The sequence below is a fragment of the Paracoccaceae bacterium Fryx2 genome (assembly GCA_032334235.1).
Classification (GTDB): Bacteria; Pseudomonadota; Alphaproteobacteria; order Rhodobacterales; family Rhodobacteraceae; genus JAVSGI01.
Window position 1 is genome coordinate 2,814,846 of the sequence record JAVSGI010000005.1, and the last position, 20,516, is coordinate 2,835,361.

Sequence of the window (20,516 nt, forward strand, 5' to 3'; positions counted from 1 at the left end):
TACCATGAAGCCCATAATCTTCAAGCGAATACAGCAGCTTCACGCTGCCCGGACAGGCCTCTTCACCTGAATTCTCTGCACCCGCGTCCAGTCGAGACCAGCCACGAGGAGAGCGAACTCTTCCCGGGTCAGCCAGATCGCGCCATCCCGAACAGGCGGCCAGATGAACTGGCCGCTTTCCAGCCATTTCGTGGCGACCACCATTCCGCTGCCATCCCAAAAGACGAGGCGCAACCGGTCGCGACGCTTGGGGCGAAAGACAAAGACATCGCCACAATAGGGGTCTGCAGCCAGCGCCGCGGTGATCAGGGCGACCAGCCCGTTCAGACCACGACGAAAGTCCACCGGTTGCGTCGCCACCACGACCTTGATCCCACCCGCGAAGGAGATCATCGCGACCGACGCAGGGCTGCCACCATCGCAGCCGCAACGGCCGGATCCACCCGGCCAGTCACCACCATCCGGTTGCTGCCGATCTCCACCTCGATCCGTCCTGGCTCCGCAGAACCTCGCGGATCACTCGCCAGACCGGAAACCGCCGCATCCAGACAAAGAGGACGATCGTCGTCGGCAATCGATATCGGGACGAAGTGCAGCCCCGTTGCGGTCCCGCGTGTCGGACGCGCCTGAACCAGGCCAACATGGCGTCGCCAAACCGTCAGCAGGCCTCGGTTCACACCCCAACGGCGCGCCACGTCGGAAATGGACGCACCCGGCTCCGCGCTCTCCGAAACGATCCTTGCCTTCTCCTCGGCGGTCCAGTTACGTCTACGCCGCTTCCCCGTTATCACCTCGATCCGGCGATAATCTCCGTCTTCATGCCTGCCTTGAAGCATGGCATCAGCTTCGACCCAATCCATTCACCTGTGCTCCTCGCAAGTCAGGCGACAAATCTCCGCAAACGCCCACCAGTGCGCAAGATGCCCCGCTCGTCGCGCTCACGCTACATCGCCGCGATGGCGCTGTTCGGAATTGCGCCGATGACCATGAAGACGACGGCCCTGGCGCTCAATCTTCTGGTCGCGGGCATCGGAACCGTCCATTTCTACAATGCCGGGCGGCTGGCCTGGCGGAACGTCTATCCGTTCGCGGTGCTCGGCTTTCTGTTGCGCGACAACCATCTTGGCCGGTGCCGGCAACCACCTTGGCCGGTGGGGCTGAACGGAAGACGGGCATGCCCGTCTGGAGGGCAGCCCCACCGGCTTGAGTGATTTCGGGGAAGGTGCTGGTCGCTGCGGGTTGGTAAGCCGGGTTCCTCTGCCGTCAAACGGAGGATCCGGGTTGGCCTACAAACCCATCACCGACCAGCAATTGAGATTATACATGTCCGACCTCCGATATCACAGTCAGCGCACGTCGGCCGCCCGCGCCGGGTTCAGTGAGCGCACGGCCCGACGGTTCGATGCCAATCCGACGCTGCCCTCGAACCGCAAGATTGTTCACGGGCGCACGGTGGCCGATCCCCTCGAGGGTTATTGGGAGGGCGACATCCTTCCTTTGCTGGAGAGGGACAGCACTTTGCAGGCCGTCACCCTGCTGCGCCACCTTCAGGGCCTGCACCCGCTGGCCTTCCCCGACGACCGCATCCGGCGCACCCTGGAACGGCGGGTGCGGCAGTGGCGGGCGCTGAACGGGCCCGAGCGCGACATCATCTTCCGCCAGACGCCGGAGCCGGGCCGCATGGCCCAGTCCGACTTCACTCATGCCGAGGAGCTGGAGGTGACGATCGCGGGCCAGCTATTCCCGCATCTGCTCTACCACTTCGTCATGGTCTACAGCCGGTGGGAGCATGTCGGGGTGGTCCTGGGCGGGGAGAGCTTCACGGCCTTGGCCGAGAACCTGCAGCAGGCGCTCTGGTCGCTCGGCGGGGCACCACAGGAGCATCGCACCGACAGCCTCTCGGCCGCTTTCCGCAACCTGACGGCTGACCAGCGCCAGGATATCACCACGCGCTACAATGCCTTCGTCGGCCATTACGGCATGGAGGCCAGTCGCAACAACCGCGGGGAAGCTCATGAGAACGGCGCGGTGGAATCCCAGAACCGGCACCTGAAGAAGGCCATCGAACAGGCGCTGATCCTGCGCGGCAGCCGCGACTTCGCCAGCATTGAGGACTACCGCCGCTTCATCGACATTCTGGTGGCACGGCGCAACCGGCAGCGGGCGGCGGCCACGCAGGTGGAACGGGCGCATCTGAAGCCCCTGCCGCGCCGGCGCACCACCGACTTTACAGAGACCGTGGTTCCGGTCACCCGCACCAGCGGCTTTCTGGTCAAGAGCATCTTCTACAGCGCCCCGTCGCAGCTGATCGGGCAGCGCTTGCGGGTCCACCTTTACGACGATCGCCTTGAGGCCTTTCTCGGCAGCACCCTGGTCGTCAGCCATACAAGGGCGCGTGGTCGCGGCGACGGCCATCGCGTGCATGTCATCAACTACCATCACGTCATCCATGCGCTGCGGCGCAAACCGCAAGCCCTGTGGAGTTCGATCTACCGCGACAGCCTGTTCCCGCGAACCGAATACGCTGAGGCCTGGAAGGTGCTGCAGCGCGATCTGCCCCGCCGCGACGCCTGCCGCCGCATGGTCGACCTGCTGTTCATCGCCCACGACCGGGCCTGCGAGGCGGAACTGGCACATCTCCTGACGGACGATCTCGACGCCGGCCGGGCGCCGGACCCTGACCTGCTGATGCTCCGCCTGAGCCCCAAGCAAACGGCGCTGCCGACAGATTGAACCGCCCCGGGTTTACCGGAGGGTGGTTTGTTCAATGACTACGCGACCATATCGAGTGAGTTCAGGTTTGCATAGAACGCCTCCTCTGCTTCTGCGGGTGGGATGTATCCGATTGGGCCAAGCAGGCGGCGGTTGTTATACCAATCGATCCATTTCAGCGTTTCCCATTCGACCTCGCGCATTGATTTCCAGGGGCCGATCTGGTTGATGACCTCTGTCTTGAACAGGCCGATGACGCATTCAGCCAAGGCGTTGTCATAGGCATCGCCAACTGTTCCAACGGAAAGGTCGATCTCGGCCTTGGCCAGGCGTTCGGTGTATTTGATCGACGGGTATTGTGATCCGCGGTCCGAATGGTGGACCAAGCTCTTGTTATCCGGCGTCTTTCTTTGCCAGATCGCTTGCTCCAGCGCGTCGAGCACAAACTGGGTCTTCATCGATGTCGAGACGCGCCAACCGACAATACGACGTGCAAAGACGTCGATGACGAAGGCCACGTAGACGGTGCCGGACCATGTGGGCACATAGGTGAAATCTGAAACCCACAGCTTGTTCGGCCGATCCGCCATGAACAGCCGGTTCACCTTGTCGTCCGGGCAAGGCAGAGACGTGTCAGGATTGGTCGTGATGACCTTCTTGCCACGGACCACGCCCCTGATGCCCAGATGGCGCATCAATCGTTCCACGGTGCAGCGGGCGGCGTCTTCACCCTGCCGTCGCAAAACATGCCAGATCTTCCGCGCGCCATAGAGCTTGCGGTTGGCATCCCAGGCCGCGTCGATCTTGAGGCTCAGGGCGGCATCCGATTTGGCCCGGGCCGAGGCCCGGTCAGGATCACGCATGATCGCCCGCCGGTCATAAAAGGTGGAAGGGGCAAACTGCAGTGCCCTGCAGATCGGCTCGACCCCGAATGCCTCTCGGCTTTCCTCAATGAAAGCAGTCATTTGCGAAACGGGCGGTCGAGCTCCGCCTGGGCAAAATACGCTGAAGCTTTGCGCAGAATCTCGTTCGCTTGCCGCAGTTCCCGGTTCTCGCGCTCAAGCTCTTTGATCCGCGCGATCTCAGCGCTGGTAGGTCCCGGCCGTTCGCCACCATCGCGCTGGACCTGTCGCATCCAGACGCGAAGGCTGTCCGTCGAACAGCCCAATTTACCTGCAATCGCCGTCAGCGCCGCAGCCTCGCTCTGATAATCATCGCGGTGTTCCATCGCCAGCCGCACCGCACGCTCGCGGAACTCAGGTGAATACGGCTTCGAGGTCTTCTTCTTTGAGGTCTGTTCCATAACGGGCAATTCTCCGAGAGTTTTGCCCTCCGGTAAACCCGGGGCGGTTCAGATGTCACCGTCGCCCATCCCTCGCTCGACAGCTTCGATGCCCTTCTGGGAGCCTGCGCATGACCTCCCGCGAGATCGACATCCACACGCTGCCCGGCATGCTGACCGCGCTGCGCCTGCCCAGCTTCCACAAGCTTTGGGCCGACATCGCCACCCGTGCCGACACCGAAGGCTGGCCCGCTGCCCGCTTTCTGGCTGTCCTCGCGGAATACGAACTGGCCGAGCGCGACATGCGCCGCATTCAGCGCCACATGAACGAGGCACAGCTACCGGCTGGCAAGACGCTGGCGACCTTCGACTTCAAGGCGCTGCCAACCCTGCCGCGTGCCCGGGTGGAAGCTCTGGCGGCCGGCGACTGGCTGGAGGGCGGCGGCAACCTGATCGCCATCGGCAATTCCGGCACGGGCAAAACGCACATTCTCTGCGCGATAGGCCATGCCCTGATCGAGCGGGGACACCGCGTGTTCTATACCCGGACCAGCGATCTGGTGCAGCGACTTCAGGCCGCCCGCCGCGATCTGGTGCTCGAAGCCGCGCTCGCCAAGCTCGACAAGTTCGACCTGATCATCCTCGACGACATCACCTACGCCCACAAGGATCAGGCCGAGACAGGCGTGCTCTTCGAGCTGATCGCCCGGCGCTACGAATACCGCAGCATCGCGATCGCCGCTAACCAACCCTTTAGCGGCTGGGACCAGATCTTCCCGGACAAGGCGATGACCGTCGCCGCCATCGACCGGCTGGTTCATCACGCAGCGATCCTGGAGATGAATGCCGAAAGCTTCCGCCAGCGCGCGGCCGCCTCCAACAAAGAGGCGCTGAGCAGACCGCCAACGACAACCATCGCCGACAACAAGGACAAAGGAGAAGGCTGAGCGAAAAACAATTCCAGATACGCCAACCCAGCGGCCTAAAACCGGCCAACGTGGTTGACGGTCACGGACATGCTGGTTGACGCGCTACAGCTTTCCGTTCTCGCTTGTCGGCGGGGCTATCCAGTTGTCTGAAGGCATCTACTTCCCCGTGGTCGGTGCGGTGCTTGTGCTTTCGGCGCTTCAGATGGCAGGTTCGGCCTTGCAAAAGCCCCGATCCCCTTCCCGCCTATCCGACCGCCCCTCCGTTCCTGGCCGCGCTGGCGACAGGTGCCGTCATCGGTTTCATCTCGGGCACCACCGGAACGGGGGGCGGCGTGTTTCTGGCGCCGGTGATCCTTGCGATGAACTGGGGAACGGCGCGCCAGACTGCTGCAACTACCGCGGTCTACAATCTGATGAACTCGGCGGCGGCCCTGATTGGCGCCTGGGCCTATTGGGATCAGCTTCCGGCATCCTTGCCGTGGTGGCTCGTCGCGGTTGCGGTCGGCGGTTCCGTGGGGGCCTTTGTCGGCAGCAGGTATTTGTCAGACCGCTGGCTGCGCGGCATACTTGCGCTGCTTCTGCTGATTTCGGGCGTCAAGCTGCTGTGGTAGCGGCCGATCCGCGCAATCGCCGGCGGTGAGTGATCGTCGCTGACGCTGGAACGTCTGGTGATTTTCGTGGCCGGATGCGGCCGCATGGATGATCGGCAAAAGGCAACGCAAGGTCACGGCCGTTCAGGCTGGCGTCAGTCCGGTCGCCAAAAAGGGTGCCGACACCAATGATCAACGAGGTCTCCGATGCCTGTGAACCCAACCGACGCCGCCGCAATCCGGGGGGGCCAGCCGCCTGTCGGCCGGTTCCCGCGCGTTCGCGCGGCCGCACACCTGGTCTGCCTGCCTTGCCGGGCCGGAGTGCAGGCGATGAGATGGTTCGGACCCGCCATCGTCGTGATCTGCTGCGCCATCGCGGCCTGGCTCGGCGCGACCGCGATCCCTCGGCTTGGGGCAGGCGATGCTGTCAGCCTTGCGGCCGGCGCGACCGCTATCGTTGCCATGGGCCTGGCCCTGATGCTGGCCGCCCGGCCCCGCTTTGCCGAGCCGCTGTTCGGCGGACTTGACCGGATGTACCGCGTGCACAAGTGGCTGGGGATTTCGGCACTGGCGCTGATGGTCCTGCACTACCTGGTCGAGCTGGATTTCGACGAGCGGGTCCGCGAAACCCGGCTTGGCGATCTGGCAGGCGAGATCGGCGAAATCGCCTTCTTCAGCTTCATCGCCCTGATCCTGCTGAGCTGGATCAAGCGCATCCCCGCCGTGCGTGCCGAACTGCCCTACCAGTGGTGGCGGTTCAGTCATCGCTTCATGGGCATCCCCTTCGCCGGGGTCGCCCTGCACCAGGCGCTGATCGACAGCCCGATCACGTGGAACGCGCCCCTGTCGCTGTATCTTGACGCCTTCTGCATCCTGGGCCTTGCCGCCTATCTCCAGACCGAACTGCGCGGGTGGACCCGTCGGAAATGGTCCTTCACGGTCGCCGGTATCGCCCGGCACGGCAGCGCGACCGAGATCACCCTGAAGCAGACCGGGCGGGCCGTGATGCCCTGGCGGCCGGGCCAGTTCGCCTTCTTCAGCGCGCCGGAGGCCGGCCTGTCAGAGCCGCACCCCTTCACCATCGCCAGCGCCCCGCGCCCGGACGGCAGCATGACCCTTGCGGTCAAATCGCTGGGCGACTGGACGGGGCGCCTGCCGCGCGCGCTGCAACCGGGAAGCACCGTCACCGCCGAAGGGCCCTATGGCCGCTTCACCTTCCGCAAGGGGCCGCGCGCACAGCTCTGGCTGGCCGGGGGCATCGGCATCACGCCATTCCTTGCCTGGGCGGAAAGCCTTGGCGCGGCTGATGGCGGCGACATCCATCTGGTGCTGTGCGTGACCCGGGCCGAAGAGGCGATCGGGCTGGACGTTCTGCAGCAGGCGGCGGCGCGCAATCCGCGCTTCAGCTTCCGGATCGTGGCTTCCGACCGGGATGGACGACTTTCCGCGCAGGATCTGGTGACCAATACCCCCTTCCGCATCGCCGGCGCCGAAATGTCCTTCTGCGGTCCGGTGGCGCTGAAAGAGGGCATCGTGAAAGGCCTGATCGAACTGGGGCAGGCGCCGCGCAGCCTGCGTTTCGAGCATTTCGCCTTCCGCTAGCAAGTGGCCGAACAGGTTCAGGGCCCGGCTTGCGGACCCTGATTTCCGGGTCTGATGGCGGACGGTGTCGCTTCCCGGTCGTGCCCTGCCGCCTTCGCGCCGGGTTCGCGGCCCCGTTCCGGGTCAAACCCGCGCGAGGGCCGCCGCGATGCCCTGGCCCACGCCGATGCACATGGTGGACACCGACCGCCGACCCCCATGCAGCGCAAGTTCCAGCGCAGCCGTCCCGACGATCCGAGCGCCCGACATGCCCAGCGGATGGCCAAGTGCTATGGCCCCGCCGTTGCGGTTGACGCGCGGATCGTCCGCCGCGACGCCCAGCATCCGCAGCGCGGCAATGCCCTGGGCCGCGAAAGCCTCGTTGATCTCGATCACGTCGAAATCCGCCATGGTCAGGCCCAGGCGGGCCAGCAGTTTCTGGCTGGCGGGGGCGGGGCCGATACCCATGATGCGCGGCGGCACCCCGGCCACCGCCCCGCCCAGAATGCGGGCGATTGGGGTCAGGCCATGGGCAACCGCCGCCGCCTCGGATGCGAGGATCAGCGCCGCCGCGCCATCGTTCACGCCGCTGGCGTTCCCCGCCGTGACCGACCCGTCGCGGAAGATCGGCTTCAGCCCCGCCAGCGCCGCGGCGGTGGTGGCGCGGGGATGCTCGTCCTGATCGACCACCAGCGCCGCGCCCTTCCGCTGCGGAATCGTCACCGGCACGATTTCGCGTGCCAGCCGTCCGCTGGCCTGCGCCGCAGCGGCCTTGTTCTGTGACGCCAGCGCCATCGCGTCCTGCGCCTCGCGCGGGATGCCGTAGTCGTCGGCCACGTTCTGCCCGGTCTGCGGCATCGAGTCGGTGCCATGGGCGGCCTGCATCGCCGGGTTCACGAAGCGCCAGCCGATGGTGGAGTCGTAAATCTCGGCCGTGCGGGAAAAGGCCGTTTCTGCCTTGGGCATCACGAGGGGCGCGCGCGACATGCTTTCCACCCCGCCCGCGATCATCAGATGCGCCTCGCCCGCCGCGATGGCGCGCGCCGCCGTCAGCACCGCATCCATGCCGGATCCGCACAGCCGGTTGATCGTGCAGCCCGGCACCTCCACCGGCAGGCCCGCCAGCAGCAGCGACATCCGCGCTACGTTGCGGTTGTCCTCGCCCGCCTGATTGGCGCAGCCGAAGATCACGTCATCGACCGCTCCCCAGTCGACGCCCGGATTGCGCGCCATCAGCGCGCGCAGCGGCACCGCGCCCAGATCATCGGGCCGGACGGATGAAAGCGCGCCGCCGTAGCGGCCGATCGGGGTGCGGATGTAGTCGCAGATGAACACGTCGGTCATGGTCAAAGCTCCGGAACGATCAGGTCGGCAAGGGTGGCGGGGCAAACAAGCTGCGCCCCGGTCAGGGATTGCAGGTCGTCCACCGTGACTGTGGCCAGCTTTTCCCGCAGGATGAAGTGCCCATCCTCGATGTCGATCACCGCGAGGCTGGTGTAAACCCGGTCGACGCAGCCGACCCCGGTCAGCGGCAGGGTGCAGCGTTTCAGCAACTTGGGCTTGCCGTCCCTTGTCACATGGTCGGTGATCACCGCGACGCGCCTTGCGCCATGCACAAGGTCCATTGCCCCGCCCACCGCTGGCACGCCCTTCGGGCCGGTGGACCAGTTCGCGAGGTCGCCGTTTTCGGCCACCTCGTAGGCGCCGAGGATCGCCACATCCAGATGCCCGCCGCGCACCATGGCAAAGCTGTCGGCGTGGTGGAAGAAGGCGGTTCCGGGTTTCAGCGTCACCGCCTTCTTGCCTGCGTTGATCAGATCCCAGTCTTCCTGCCCCGGGGCGGGGGCTCCGCCGAAGCCGAGGATGCCGTTTTCGGTGTGGAAGATCGCGGCGCGTCCGGGCGGCTGGTATTTCGCCACCATCTCGGGCAGGCCGATGCCGAGGTTGACATAGGCGCCGTCGGCAATGTCCTGCGCCGCCCGCCAGGCCATCTGGGTGGGGCTCAGTCTCGGGGTCATGCCACGGGCTCCGGGTAGACCGCGTTGCGGCGGTTCAGGTCTTCTTCCTGCACGGGGTTTGGCACTTCGACCAGCGCCTGCACGAAGATGCCGGGCGTGATGACCGTTTCGGGGTCGATCTCGCCCGGTGCGACGATCCGGCTGACCTGGACGATGGTCGTGGTGGCTGCGGTGCACATCAGCGGGTTGAAGTTGCGCGCCGCCATCCGGTAGGTCAGGTTGCCCAGCCGGTCGCCCAGATGCGCCTTGACCAGCGCGACATCCGCCTTCAGCCAGCGTTCCTGCACATGGGGGCGGCCCTCGAACACCTCGACCGGCTTGCCGAGGGCGAGATCGGTCCCGTAGGACGTGGGGGTGTAGAACGCCGGGATGCCCGCCCCCCCGGCCCGGATGCGTTCGGCGAGCGTTCCCTGCGGCACCAGTTCCAGCGCGATCCTGCCCTCTTGATACAGGCGGGTGAACACCACCGGATCGGCCGAGCGCGGGAAGGAGCAGATCAGCTTTGCCACCATGCCCTGTCCGATCAGGGCGGCAAGGCCGACATGGCCGTTGCCCGCGTTGTTGTTGATGACCGTCAGGCCGGTCGGGTGGCCGGTGGCGACGTGGCGGTCGATCAGCGCATGGATCAGCTCGATCGGCGCGCCGGAGCCGCCGAAACCGCCGATCATCACGGTCATGCCATCCTCTATCGCCGCCACCGCCGTGGCTGCGTCTCTGACCGTCTTGTCCATCGCTTTGTCCCCATCGGTCCGCGTCGGGCCCGGCCATGGCAAGGAATTAGGCTCGAAGGCGGCTTCCGTCCAGCCGGTTTGTGCGATATGGCTGCTTTGTTGACATACCGCACAGGAAGGGCCCCGCCATGATCAGTGAACGCGACACCATGGGCGGTCTTGCCAAGGGGCTGGGCGTCATAGAGACCTTCAGCACCGACCGCCCCCGCCAGTCGATTGCCGAGGTCGCGGCCGCCTCGGGGCTGGACCGGGCGACGGCGCGGCGATGCCTGCTGACGCTGGCCCATCACGGCTATGCCGATTACGACGGCAAGTTCTTCACCCTGACGCCGCGCGTGCTGCGGCTGGGCACGGCCTGCCTTGCCTCGATGCCGCTGCCGCAGATCGTGCAGCCCGCGCTCGATGCGCTGTCAGGGGTGCTGGGGCAAAGCACATCGGTCTCGATCCTCGACGGGGCCGAGATCGTCTATGTCGCCCGCGCGGCGCAGACCAGGGTCATGGCGATCGGGCTGATGCCGGGGTCGCGCCTGCCGGCCTATTGCACCTCGATGGGGCGCGTGCTGCTGGCTGCATTGCCCGAGGCCGAGGCGCGCGCCCGTCTGGGCACAGGCCCGCTGCCGCGCCGCACCGCCCGGACGCAGACCGACCCCGAGGCGATCCTGGCCGGGTTGGCGCAGGTGCGGGAGCGCGGCTTTGCCCTGATCGACCAGGAGGTCGAGATCGGGCTGCGGTCGCTGGCCGTTCCGGTGATCACGGCACGCGGTCAGGTCGTGGCCGCCATGAACGTCGGCGTCGCGGCCGTCCAGCCGAAGGCGGAGGATCTGGAGACCCTGTTCCTGGCCGCGCTGCTGCGGGTGCGCGATCAGGTGCGGCCGATGCTGCGTTAGGCTTTGGCCCTATGAGGGCAACGCGTCCGTCACCGCTGCCGCCAAAAGGTCGACGATCAGGGCGATATCATCGGGCGTCGTGATGAAAGGTGGGGCCAGCAGGATGTGGTCGCCAGTCCGCCCGTCCAGCGTGCCGGCCATCGCATAGACCAGCAGCCCGCGGTCCATCGCCGCTTGCCGGATGCGGGCATTGATCTTCGCCGCGGCATCGAAGGGGGCCTTGGTCCCGCGGTCTGCGACGAACTCCACCGCCTGAAACAGGCCCCGGCCGCGGATGTCGCCGACCGATCGGTGCCCGCCAAGCGCCGCCTCCAGCCCGGCGCGAAGGTCGCATCCCCGCGCCTGCGACTGTGCGACCAGCCCGCGCGACTGCACGGCACGCTGCACCGCCAGGGCTGCGGCACAGGCCACCGGGTGGCCTACGAAGGTGTGGCCGTGGACGAACCCGCCGGACCCTTCGGCAAAGGCGTCGAACACCTGCTGCGAACAGAGCACCGCGCCAAGCGGCACATATCCGGCCCCGAGGCCCTTGGCGACCACCAGGATGTCGGGCCGCACCGCCTCGGCTTCGCAGGCGTGCAGGGTGCCGGTGCGCCCCATGCCGCACATCACCTCGTCGAGGATCAGCAGCACGCCATGACGGTCGCAGATCTCGCGGATGCGGGCGAAATACCCCGGCGCGGGGGGCACGCAGCCCAGCGTCGCCCCCACCACGGTCTCGGCTATGAAGCACGACACGCGGCCTGGCCCGACGCGCAGGATCTCGGCCTCCAGCAGGTCGGCGGCGCGGCGGCCGTAGGCTTCGGGCGTCTCGCCGGGCAGGCGCAGCCGGTAGTCCCAGCAGGGCGCGATGTGCGAGGTGGAGGGCAGCATGACACCCTGATAGGTCGCCCGGCGCAGGGCATTGCCCCCGGCCGACAGCGCGCCCAGCGTGTTGCCGTGATAGCTCTGCTCGCGCGCGATGATGTGGCAACGGTCGGGCTCGCCGCGTTCGCGGTGGTATTGATGCGCCATCTTCAGGGCGGTCTCGACAGCCTCGGACCCGTCGCACAGGAAGTAGGCCCGGGCGATGCCCTCGGGTGCCCCGGCAATCAGCAGGTTGGCCAGATCCTCGGCGGCGTCGGTGGTGAAGAAGCTGGTGTGGACATAGGCCAGCCGTGCCGCCTGATTGGCGATGGCCGCGACAACCTCGGGGTCGCCATGGCCAAGGCATGACACCGCCGCCCCGCCGCAGGCATCGAGATAGCGCCTGCCGCCGGTGTCGGTGATCCAGATGCCCGCCGCATGGCTGGCGCGCGGCGGCGTCTGGCGCGCGTTGCGGTGGAAGATGTGGCTCGGGGCGGAATGGGTCATGTCGGGCGCTTCCGGGTTCAGGGTCAGGCGGAACGGATGGCGGGCGGGACTGCGAAACGGTCTGGGCTGAAGGCCGAAAGGTCCAGCCCCGCGTCGCCGGTCAGGATCAGGTCGCGCAGGGTTTCGCCCACGCCCGGACCCATCTCGAAGCCGTGGCCGGAAAAGCCGCAGGCGTGGATCAGCCCGGCGCGCCCGCCGCTTTCGCCGATCACCGGCAGGCCGTCGGGCGTGTTGCCTTCGATCCCGGTCCAGGACCGGATCAGCGGCACGCCTGCCAGCGCCGGGATCAGGGCGCGCACCAGGGCGGGACTGCGTTCGAACACGTCCTCGGCGGGGCGGCTGCGCAACCCGTCGGGGTGGACGGAGCCACGCCCCCCGCCGAAGATCACGTTGCCGCGCACGCTTTGCCGCAGATAGATCGCGCCGCTGACCATCCCCAGCACCGGGCCGATGCGGCGCGTGGTCGGTTCGGTCACGAACATCTGCGGCGCCAGCGAGACCATCGGCACGTCAAGGCCAAGCTGCCCCGCGATGGCGCCGCCCCAGGCCCCGGCGGCGTTCACCACCACATCCGCTTCGTGCCGCGCGCCCAGCGGGCCGTGCAACACGAAACCGCCCCCCGCCGTGTCTTCCACCGCCAGCACCGGATGGCCTTCGCGGATGACCGCGCCTTCGGCCCGCGCGGCGCGGGCGAAGTATGGCGCCACCAGCCGCGGGTTGGCATATCCGTCGCCCGGGCAGAACGACCCGCCCGCGAGATCATGCGTCAGCCACGGGTGGTCGCGCCGCAGCTGGCCCCGGTCCAGCAGGTCGATGGTCAGGCCATGTGCCCGCCCGATCGCGGCCCATCTGGCAAGGGGTTCCAGTTCGGCCTCGGTCTGCGCAACCTTCAGATGGCCCGGGGTCTCGAAATCGCAATCATGCCCGATCAGTTCGCGCAACCGGGGCCAGATCGCCCGCGACCTTATCGCCAGCGGCAGTTCGGCCACCGCCCGGCCATGGCGGCGCACCCCGCCGAAGTTCACCCCGCTGGCCCGGGAGCCGACCGTGTCACGTTCCAGCAGTTCCACCGGGCAGCCGCCGCGCGCGAGGAAGAACGCTGTCGCGCTGCCGACGATGCCGCCGCCGATGATGCAGACCCGCGGCAGGGCGCGGCGCAATATGATGGGGGCGGGAGTCATGGCACGATTGCCGTTGCGGCTTCGGCCCGCCCCGCAGGCAGGGGCTTGACCGGCGCCTGGCCGCGCAGACTGCCCACATCGGCCACGTGGCGGCCGGTCTCGGACGCCAGCAGACCGGCCGCGATGTCGCCGCAAAGCCGCCCCTGACAGCGCCCCATGCCGCAGCGGGTCATCGCCTTCAGCCGGTTCACATCGGCGGGTTGCCACAGCCGGATCGCCTGACGCAGGTCGCCTGCGCCGATGCCTTCGCAGCGGCAGACGATGGTTTCATCGGGCAGATCGGCCACCCGGTCCGAAGGAAAGGGAAAGGCGCGCTCCATCCCCTTGCGGAACAGGTCTTGCCGGATCAGCGCGCGGCGCAGGGCAGGGCGCCCGGGCGCGGCCCGGCCAAGGTCGGCCAGCGCCGCCAGCGCCGTCAGCTCGCCCGCCGTCTCGGCGGCGTGACCGCCCCGGATGCCCGCCATGTCGCCCGCCAGATACAGCCCCGGCTGTGAAGACCGCCCTTCGGCGTCGGTGTGCACCAGCCACTGCCGCGCGCCGGTGTCATACCGCCGGTCGCAGCCCAGGATGTCGGCCAGCAGATGCTCGGGCTTCAACCCGTGACCGATGGCCACGGCATCGCCGGTCACGAAGCCCGTCCCGCGCGCACCCGACCAGTGGACGCGCAGACCGTCGTCCGCCGCCTCGATCCGGTCGGCGTGGCACCCCTCCAGCAGCGGAACGCCGCGCGCCCTCAACAGCGCCGTCATCGCGACCCCGCGCAGCATCACGGCGGGCCGCGCCGCAAGCCAGGGGATGGCGCGCAGCTTTGCCCCGAAACTCGCGGCGTCGATCACGGCGGCGGGCGTGCCTCCCGCAGCGGCATATTGCCCGGCGATCAGATAGAGCAGCGGCCCCGAGCCTGCAAAGACCGGGCGGCGGCCGATCAGGTTGGCCTGCCCCTTCAGCATCACCTGCGCCCCGCCCAGCGACCAGACCCCCGGCAGCGTCCAGCCCGGCATGGGCAGAATCCGGTCCATCGCCCCGGTGGCAAGGATCAGCGCATCACAGTCCAGCGCCGAGCGCAGGCCCGAGGTGTGGTGCAGCATCAGCCGGAAGCCCCCGGCGTCGCGGTTCGTCGCGTTCCACACCATGGTGCCGGGGCGGTGATCGACAGCGCCGGCCAGCGCAGCAAAGCCTTCGTGCAGCGCCCGCGCCCGGCTCGCATCCGGCCCGTAAAGCTTTGCAGGTGCCAGTGCGGGGCGGAGGGCAGGGGGCGGGCGTCGGTAGATCTGGCCGCCCGGTTCGGGGGCCTCGTCGAGCAAGACGGGCCGCAGTCCGGCCGCGACCAGAGCCGCCGCCGCGCGCAGGCCCGCAGGTCCGGCCCCGATGATGGCGACGCAGGGGGCGGCCTCAACCGGCATCGTCAAGATCCGTCACGATGGTCATGCCGGGTTCCACCAGGGTCGAGCAGGCGCGCACCCGCGTTCCGCCCGCAAGGGTGATCCAGCAATCCTGGCAGGCGCCCATCGCGCAAAAACCGGCCCGCAACCCGCCGCCGAATTCGGCCCGGCGCAGCGCGCCGCGATGCTGAATCAGCACCGTCAGCAGCGTATCGCCCGCCAGCGCCGTGACGGCCTGCCCGTCGATGCAGACAGGCACCGCCGTGCGGGAGGCGCCGGTGTCGACCCGGTGGAATCTTGGCCGGAAGGGGGGCATCGTCACGCTCCGCTCAGCCGCGCCAGATGGTCCGGCTCTGCTCGCGCAGGAACTGCTGCACGTAATAGGGGCCAAGCCCGCCCTTGCCCGACACGCCCGACCCTTTCCAGCCGCAGAAGGTCTGGATGCCCGGCCACGCCCCGGTGGTGGCGCCGCTGGCGCGGTTGGCATAAAGCGCCCCGGCCTCGGCAAGGCGCAGGAACACCGCAAGCTCGGCCTCATCGGTGGCATAGCACCCGGCGGTCAGGCCATAGAGCACGTCATTGCCATCCGCGATGGCGGTTGCCAGATCGTCGAAGGTCTGCATGGTCAGGAAAGGCAGGAAAACCTCGTCGCGGTTCAGGCGGTGGTCGGGGCCAAGGCCCGCCACGATGGTCGGCGCGACATAGCAGCCGTGGTCGTAAAGTCCGCCGGTCAGCCGTTCGCCGCCCGCCAGCACCTGCCCGTCGCGCCGCGCCTCGGCGCAGGCTTCGGCAAAGCGGTCCAGCGCCGCCTTGCTGATCACGGGGCCCACGAACACGTCGGCCGATGCCGGGTCACCGACCCGAAGTGCTGCGGTGCGTTCAAGCAGCTTTGCCAGAAACGCCTCGCGGACTTCCGTGGCGACATAGACCTTCGATCCGGCCGAACATTTCTGTCCCTGCAGGCCAAAGGCCGAGCGCATAACGCCTTCGGCAGCGGCGTCGAGATCGGCCGATCGGGTGACATAGGTCGGGTTCTTGCCGCCCATTTCGGCGATCACCGGGCGGTTGTGCCGACCCTGCGCCACGGCGCGCAGCAGCCCCATGCCGACCTTGTGGCTGCCGGTGAAGGCAAAGCCGTCGATCCCCGGATGATCGGCCAGCGCCTGACCCGTCGCGCCATCGCCGCAAACCATGTTGACCACGCCCGCAGGCAGGCCCGCCGCCACCGCCGCCCGCACCAGCAGCGCGCCGGTCAGCCCCGCCGCGTCGCTGGGCTTGTAGACCACGCTGTTTCCGGCAACCAGTGCCGCCGACATCATGTTGACCGACAGCGCCAGCGGGAAGTTGAACGGCGCGATCACCGCGAAGACGCCGACGGGCAGCAGCCGGTCGCTGGTTTCCTCGTTCTCGAAGGCCCGGCGCAGCGGGCGGACGAAGCCCTCGTTTTCCTCCATCTGGTTGCAGTAGTAGCGGGCCAGATCGACGGCTTCTTCAGCCTCGCCCACCGCTTCCATCCGAGACTTGCCGACTTCCAGCAGGCAGGCCACCGCCAGATCGTATTTCCGGGCGTCGAGTTCGTCGGCAAAGCGGCGCACGGCGGCCACCCTTTCCTGCCACGGCAGCGCGGCCCAGGCCGGCTGCGCCTTGTGCGCTGCGGTGACGGCGCGATCCACCAGGGCGGCATCCGCCGCGTGGAAGCGGCCCAGGGTCAGCCGCCGGTCGATCGGGCACAGCACCGTGTAGGCCCGCCCGCCGGTCACCTCGGCGCCGCCGATGTGATGCGCCCAGTCGCGGTCCAAGAGGTTGGCGCGGGCGTCGGGGATCATCCGGTCCAGCAGCGCATGGACGCCCGAGAAATCGGCGCGGATGTTGGAGTAGGTGACACGGGGCAGGGCTTGGTCTTGCGGCATTGGGTTTCCTCGGCTTCGGGCAGGGGCAGGCGGTTCAGGCGGTCGGATCAGGCTCGTAACCGTAGTCGCGACGCGCCCGGTCCGGGCTCACCAGCCCTGCGTCGATGTCGGCGGCAATCCGTGCGCGGCTGCGGGTTGCGGGGCTGCCGTAGCCGCCGCCGCCGGGGCTGATGTGGGTCACGGTGTCGCCCTGCGTCAGGAACTCCACATCCCCGATCGCATGTTCCAGACGGCGTTCGCTGTCAGTGCCGCGATTGATGATCCAGCCGCCGCCATCAGCGGGCAGGCCGCCCATCATGCCCTGCGGCGTGACCACGGATTTCTGCGAGGTGTGGTGGAACAGCGGCCGAACGCCCAGCACCTTGTATTCCAGCACCTGCCCCATGCCGCCGCGCCATTCGCCCGCGCCGCCGGTATCGGGCGCGAATTCGCGGCGCAGGTAGAGCACCGGCGCCTCGATCTCGGTCGCCTCGATCGGCGGGATCGGGCAGTTGGTCACATGGCACGACATCACGTCGATGCCATCCTCGCAGGCCGTCGCCCCGATGCCGCCCGGAACGACCTCGGACGCGACGCCGATTTCGCCGGTGCCGAGGTTCGGCGCGACGGTCGAGTTGTAAAGGCAGCCGCAGCTGTCGGCCATCGCCCGGCCGGGGGCGGCCTGCGCCACCGCGCCCATCACCAGATCGACGATGGAATGGCACACGATCATGCGCTGGAAACAGGCGGCAGGCAGTTGCGCGTTCACCAGCGAACCCTTGGGCGCGATGATGGTGACAGGCGCCTTGCAGCCTTCGGTGTTGGCAATGTCGGGGTCGGTGATGCACTTCATCACATAGTAGGTGGCGGCCATCGTGGCCGCGAGCGGCGCGTTGATCGGCCCGTCGATCTGCGGGTCGGTGCCGGTGAAATCAAAGGTCACCTCGTCGCCCGCCACGGTCATCGTTAGCTTCAGCTTGTACGGCCCGCCCTTGGCGCCATCATCCAGAATGACCTCCTCGTGCCGGTAGACGCCATCGGGAATCGCGGCGATCTCGGCCCGGGTGCGGCGCTCGGACTGGTTGATCAACTCGTCGAAGCATTCCAGCACGGTGTCTGTGCCATAGCGTTCGAACAGCGCACGGAATTCGGTGGCGCCCATCTGGATGCCGGCCGCCTCGGCCATCAGATCGTTTTCGAGGATGCGCGGCACCCGGCTGTTGTTCAGGATCAGCGCCAGCAGCGCCGCATCCGTCACCCCCTCGCGGACCAGCTTCAGCGGCGGAATCCGCAGCCCTTCCTGCCAGATCTCCACCCCCCAGCCGCGCGTGCCCATCCACATCGCGCCGATGTCCATGTGGTGCACGTTCAGCGCGGTGAAGCCGACCAGCGTGCCGGCATGGAACACCGGATGAAAGGCGATGATGTCGTTGGTGTGGTGCGACGACAGCGATTCACCGCCCGCGTAGGGGTCATTCGTGATGACCACATCGCCCGGCTTCCAGCTTTCCAGCGGGAAGTAGTGGTCGATCACCGTGCGCAGCGTGATGCCGATACAGTTCAGGTGGATCGGGATGCTGGCGCTTTCGGCCAGCAGGCGGCCCTGACCGTCGAACAGGGCGGCGGAACAGTCCTCCATCTCCTTGATGATGTAGGACGTGCCGGAGCGGATCATTCGCCCGGCGATCTGTTCGGCGATCATCGTCAAGGCGTTGCGCAGGATTTCAAGCGTGATCGGATTGACCGTGGCGGCGGCGACAGGCATCTGCATGGGTTTTGCTCCGGGGGCGCGGGTCAGGTTGCGGAAGAGACGATGTGGGCGTGACGCCAGGCGTCCCAGGTCGCGGTCCATCCCGGCAGGATGACGCAGGTCGATCCGGGGTATTCCACGATGGCCGGGCCTGCGATGCAGGCCCCCGCGCCGATCTCGGTGAAGCGGTAGACCGGCCACGAGGTCGCGGTTCCGGGCGACCCATGCAGCACCTGCCGGTGATCGACCGGGGCAGGGGCCGCAGCGGTTCCCGGCTGTGCTGGCCAGGGCAGGTCGGGCGGCTGGCTTGACCCCGTGACCCGCAGGTTCACGATCTCGACCGCATGATGCTTCAGCGCATAGCCGTAGACCCGCGCATGTTCGCTGTGGAACCGCGCGGCCAGGCCCGCCAGCGTCGCCGCATCAACCGGCCCGGCGGGCAGGGGCAGGGTCAGCTCATACGCCTGCCCGCGATAGCGCAGATCGACGGCGCGCAGGATCTGCAGGTCGGCGTCACCGATGCCCTGCACGGCCAGCGCCGCTGCGGCCTCGTCCACCAGCGCGGCGAAGCCCGCGTCCAGCGTGTCGGCATCGGCCCCGTCCAGCGGATGGACCCGGGTGCGCACGATGTCGTGGCGCACCTCGGCCGACAAGAGGCCCGAGGCCGAGACGTTGCCGGGGGCGGCCGGGATCAGCACGCGGCGCATCCCGATGGCCTCGGCGAGGCTCACGGCGTGCAGCGGACCTGCGCCGCCGAAGCCGATCAGCGTATGGTCGCGCGGGTCGATGCCGCGCTGCACCGAAACCAGCTTGATCGCGTTGACCATGTGGCCCTCGGCAATCGCCAGCACACCCAGCGCCGCCTCGTTCACCGAAAGGCCCAGCGGCGCGGCGATCTTGTCGCGCATCGCCATTTCCGCCAGATCGCGGCGCAGCACGCGGTCACCGTTCAGGAAGAAGTCGCCGTTCAGCCGCCCGCAGAGCAGGTTGGCATCGGTCACGGTCGGGTTCTCGCCGCCCTGCCCGTAACAGGCGGGGCCGGGCACCGACCCGGCGCTGCGCGGCCCGACCTTCAGGCCGCCGCCGCCATCGATCCAGGCGATCGACCCGCCGCCCGCGCCGATGGTGACAAGATCGAGCATCGGCAGCAGCACCGGGTATCCGGCCAGCTTGCCGCGCGTGGTGGAGAACGGCACGCTGGCGGAAATCAGTGCCACGTCGGACGAGGTGCCGCCCATGTCGAAGGTGATGGCATCGGTGATGCCCGTGGCCCGCGCCAGCGCGTTGCCGCCGACGATGCCGGCGACCGGGCCGGAATGGGTGACGGCGGCGGGCAGCGTCTTGGCCAGATCAAAGCTCATGATCCCGCCGTTGCCGCGCATGATGAACGGGGTGCGGCGCACGCCGTCGCCGCGCAGCCGGTCGGCAAGCCCGTCGAGATGCGCGATCATCGGCGCAAGCACGAAGGCGTTCAGCACGGTGGTCGAGGTCCGCTCGTATTCGCGGAACTCCCGCGCCACGTCGGACGACAGCGTGACGGGCACGCCCGGCAGTTCCTCGGCCGCGATCTCGGCCAGACGGCGCTCGTGGGCGGGGTTGGCATAGGCGTTCAGCAGGCAGACCGCCACCGCGACCACCTTGCGGTCGCGCAGCACCCGCATTTCGGCGCGGGCGGCGGCTTCGTCGAGCGGGGTCACGACCTCGCCCTTGTGGGTGATGCGTTCGGGCACGCCCCGGCGCAGGGCGCGCGGCACCAGCGGGCGCTGCGGGCGCCAGTGTATGTCATAGATGTTCGGCTTGCGCACCGCCCGCCCGATGGCCAGCACGTCGCGGAACCCGCCGGTGGTCAGCAGGCCGATCGGCATGTCCTGCTCCTCTACGATGATGTTGGTCACCAGCGTCGTACCATAGTGAAAGGCGATGTCGCGCCCCGACGTGTCGTTGCCGGTTTCGACCAGGATGCGGCGCACGCCGTTCAGGATTCCGATCGACAGATCCTCGGGCGTGGTGGGAACCTTCAGGGTGCTGAACCCGCCGGTTTCTCGGTCCAGCAGCACGATGTCGGTATGGGTGCCGCCGGTGTCGACCCCGATTTGAAGCGTCATTGCAGGCGGCTCCTTCTATCCCTCGGGATGCGTTCATCCGTGAAATCAGCAGTTGTGCGATAATCGCACAGAAGGACGATATACGCACATGAAATGATTAGGCGGCGCCCATGAGCCTGTCAACCA

19 protein-coding genes and 1 other annotated feature are annotated in these 20,516 nt (G+C 67.8%); of the genes, 6 read left to right on the forward strand and 13 right to left on the reverse strand.

Annotation, left to right across the window (positions count from 1 at the left end):
* Nucleotides 1-39: 39 nt before the first annotated feature.
* Together tnpB and RNZ50_22800 are read right to left on the reverse strand one after the other, a co-directional pair.
* A complete protein-coding gene (gene tnpB, locus RNZ50_22795; protein MDT8857800.1) occupies nucleotides 40-393 on the reverse strand; it encodes an IS66 family insertion sequence element accessory protein TnpB in 354 nt (117 codons plus the stop codon).
* Nucleotides 390-797 carry a transposase gene (locus RNZ50_22800; GenBank protein ID MDT8857801.1) on the reverse strand — a complete coding sequence of 136 codons (408 nt, stop codon included), beginning with the start codon at nucleotides 795-797 and terminating at the stop codon, nucleotides 390-392. Before RNZ50_22800 ends, tnpB begins: the two co-directional genes overlap by 4 nt.
* A 114-nt stretch (nucleotides 798-911) precedes the next feature.
* Here RNZ50_22800 and RNZ50_22805 point away from each other — a divergent pair, with 114 nt between their 5' ends.
* Complete coding sequence (locus RNZ50_22805; GenBank protein ID MDT8857802.1) at nucleotides 912-1,211, forward strand: hypothetical protein; 300 nt, start codon at nucleotides 912-914, stop codon at nucleotides 1,209-1,211.
* A gap of 70 nt (nucleotides 1,212-1,281) precedes the next feature.
* Complete coding sequence (istA, locus tag RNZ50_22810) at nucleotides 1,282-2,733, forward strand: IS21 family transposase (GenBank protein ID MDT8857803.1); 1,452 nt, start codon at nucleotides 1,282-1,284, stop codon at nucleotides 2,731-2,733.
* A gap of 38 nt (nucleotides 2,734-2,771) precedes the next feature.
* Here istA and RNZ50_22815 read toward each other — a convergent pair.
* Nucleotides 2,772-4,015, reverse strand: a protein-coding gene (locus RNZ50_22815; protein MDT8857804.1) for an IS3 family transposase whose coding sequence is annotated in 2 segments (ribosomal slippage) — nucleotides 2,772-3,712 and nucleotides 3,712-4,015 — 1,245 coding nt in all. Because the reading frame shifts where the segments join, the coding sequence is not laid out codon by codon here.
* Nucleotides 3,603-3,719, reverse strand: a sequence feature (AL1L pseudoknot). It overlaps the preceding gene by 117 nt.
* A 110-nt stretch (nucleotides 4,016-4,125) precedes the next feature.
* Between RNZ50_22815 and istB the strand changes: the two genes are divergently transcribed.
* The 3 genes from istB to RNZ50_22830 all read left to right on the forward strand — a co-directional run bounded on the left by istB (nucleotide 4,126) and on the right by RNZ50_22830 (nucleotide 7,115).
* Nucleotides 4,126-4,941, forward strand: a complete 816-nt coding sequence (gene istB / locus RNZ50_22820) for an IS21-like element helper ATPase IstB (protein ID MDT8857805.1) — start codon at nucleotides 4,126-4,128, stop codon at nucleotides 4,939-4,941.
* Between the two features lie 155 nt (nucleotides 4,942-5,096).
* Nucleotides 5,097-5,534: a TSUP family transporter gene (locus RNZ50_22825; protein MDT8857806.1), complete on the forward strand. Its 438-nt coding sequence runs from the start codon at nucleotides 5,097-5,099 to the stop codon at nucleotides 5,532-5,534.
* Nucleotides 5,535-5,843: 309 nt separating this feature from the next.
* Entirely contained in the window at nucleotides 5,844-7,115 is a 1,272-nt protein-coding gene (locus RNZ50_22830; GenBank protein MDT8857807.1) for a ferredoxin reductase family protein, read from the forward strand.
* Between the two features lie 123 nt (nucleotides 7,116-7,238).
* Here the strand turns inward: RNZ50_22830 and pcaF are convergent, their stop codons facing one another.
* From pcaF to RNZ50_22845, 3 genes are read right to left on the reverse strand one after another with little or no spacing between them, the layout of a single operon-like run.
* Nucleotides 7,239-8,438: a 3-oxoadipyl-CoA thiolase gene (gene pcaF / locus RNZ50_22835; GenBank protein MDT8857808.1), complete on the reverse strand. Its 1,200-nt coding sequence runs from the start codon at nucleotides 8,436-8,438 to the stop codon at nucleotides 7,239-7,241.
* A 2-nt stretch (nucleotides 8,439-8,440) separates the two neighbouring features.
* Nucleotides 8,441-9,112 (reverse strand): 3-oxoacid CoA-transferase subunit B, encoded by a 672-nt coding sequence (locus RNZ50_22840; GenBank protein ID MDT8857809.1) that lies wholly within the window; start codon nucleotides 9,110-9,112, stop codon nucleotides 8,441-8,443.
* Nucleotides 9,109-9,843, reverse strand: coding sequence for a 3-oxoacid CoA-transferase subunit A (locus RNZ50_22845; protein MDT8857810.1), 735 nt, complete (start codon nucleotides 9,841-9,843; stop codon nucleotides 9,109-9,111). The genes RNZ50_22840 and RNZ50_22845 overlap by 4 nt, the downstream gene beginning before the upstream one ends.
* A gap of 128 nt (nucleotides 9,844-9,971) precedes the next feature.
* Here RNZ50_22845 and RNZ50_22850 point away from each other — a divergent pair, with 128 nt between their 5' ends.
* Nucleotides 9,972-10,730 carry an IclR family transcriptional regulator C-terminal domain-containing protein gene (locus tag RNZ50_22850; protein ID MDT8857811.1) on the forward strand — a complete coding sequence of 253 codons (759 nt, stop codon included), beginning with the start codon at nucleotides 9,972-9,974 and terminating at the stop codon, nucleotides 10,728-10,730.
* A 9-nt stretch (nucleotides 10,731-10,739) separates the two neighbouring features.
* Here RNZ50_22850 and RNZ50_22855 read toward each other — a convergent pair whose 3' ends face one another.
* Genes RNZ50_22855 through RNZ50_22885 form a run of 7 tightly spaced genes read right to left on the reverse strand, consistent with a single transcriptional unit; the run spans nucleotide 10,740 to nucleotide 20,390 of the window.
* Entirely contained in the window at nucleotides 10,740-12,083 is a 1,344-nt protein-coding gene (locus RNZ50_22855) for an aspartate aminotransferase family protein (protein MDT8857812.1), read from the reverse strand.
* A gap of 23 nt (nucleotides 12,084-12,106) precedes the next feature.
* Nucleotides 12,107-13,264 (reverse strand): FAD-dependent oxidoreductase, encoded by a 1,158-nt coding sequence (locus RNZ50_22860; protein MDT8857813.1) that lies wholly within the window; start codon nucleotides 13,262-13,264, stop codon nucleotides 12,107-12,109.
* Complete coding sequence (locus tag RNZ50_22865) at nucleotides 13,261-14,667, reverse strand: NAD(P)/FAD-dependent oxidoreductase (GenBank protein ID MDT8857814.1); 1,407 nt, start codon at nucleotides 14,665-14,667, stop codon at nucleotides 13,261-13,263. The genes RNZ50_22860 and RNZ50_22865 overlap by 4 nt, the downstream gene beginning before the upstream one ends.
* Nucleotides 14,657-14,962 (reverse strand): (2Fe-2S)-binding protein, encoded by a 306-nt coding sequence (locus RNZ50_22870; GenBank protein MDT8857815.1) that lies wholly within the window; start codon nucleotides 14,960-14,962, stop codon nucleotides 14,657-14,659. The genes RNZ50_22865 and RNZ50_22870 overlap by 11 nt, the downstream gene beginning before the upstream one ends.
* A gap of 13 nt (nucleotides 14,963-14,975) precedes the next feature.
* Nucleotides 14,976-16,556: an aldehyde dehydrogenase family protein gene (locus tag RNZ50_22875; protein MDT8857816.1), complete on the reverse strand. Its 1,581-nt coding sequence runs from the start codon at nucleotides 16,554-16,556 to the stop codon at nucleotides 14,976-14,978.
* 34 nt (nucleotides 16,557-16,590) lie between these two features.
* Entirely contained in the window at nucleotides 16,591-18,306 is a 1,716-nt protein-coding gene (locus tag RNZ50_22880) for a hydantoinase B/oxoprolinase family protein (GenBank protein ID MDT8857817.1), read from the reverse strand.
* 23 nt (nucleotides 18,307-18,329) lie between these two features.
* Complete coding sequence (locus RNZ50_22885) at nucleotides 18,330-20,390, reverse strand: hydantoinase/oxoprolinase family protein (protein ID MDT8857818.1); 2,061 nt, start codon at nucleotides 20,388-20,390, stop codon at nucleotides 18,330-18,332.
* Nucleotides 20,391-20,516 lie beyond the last annotated feature (126 nt).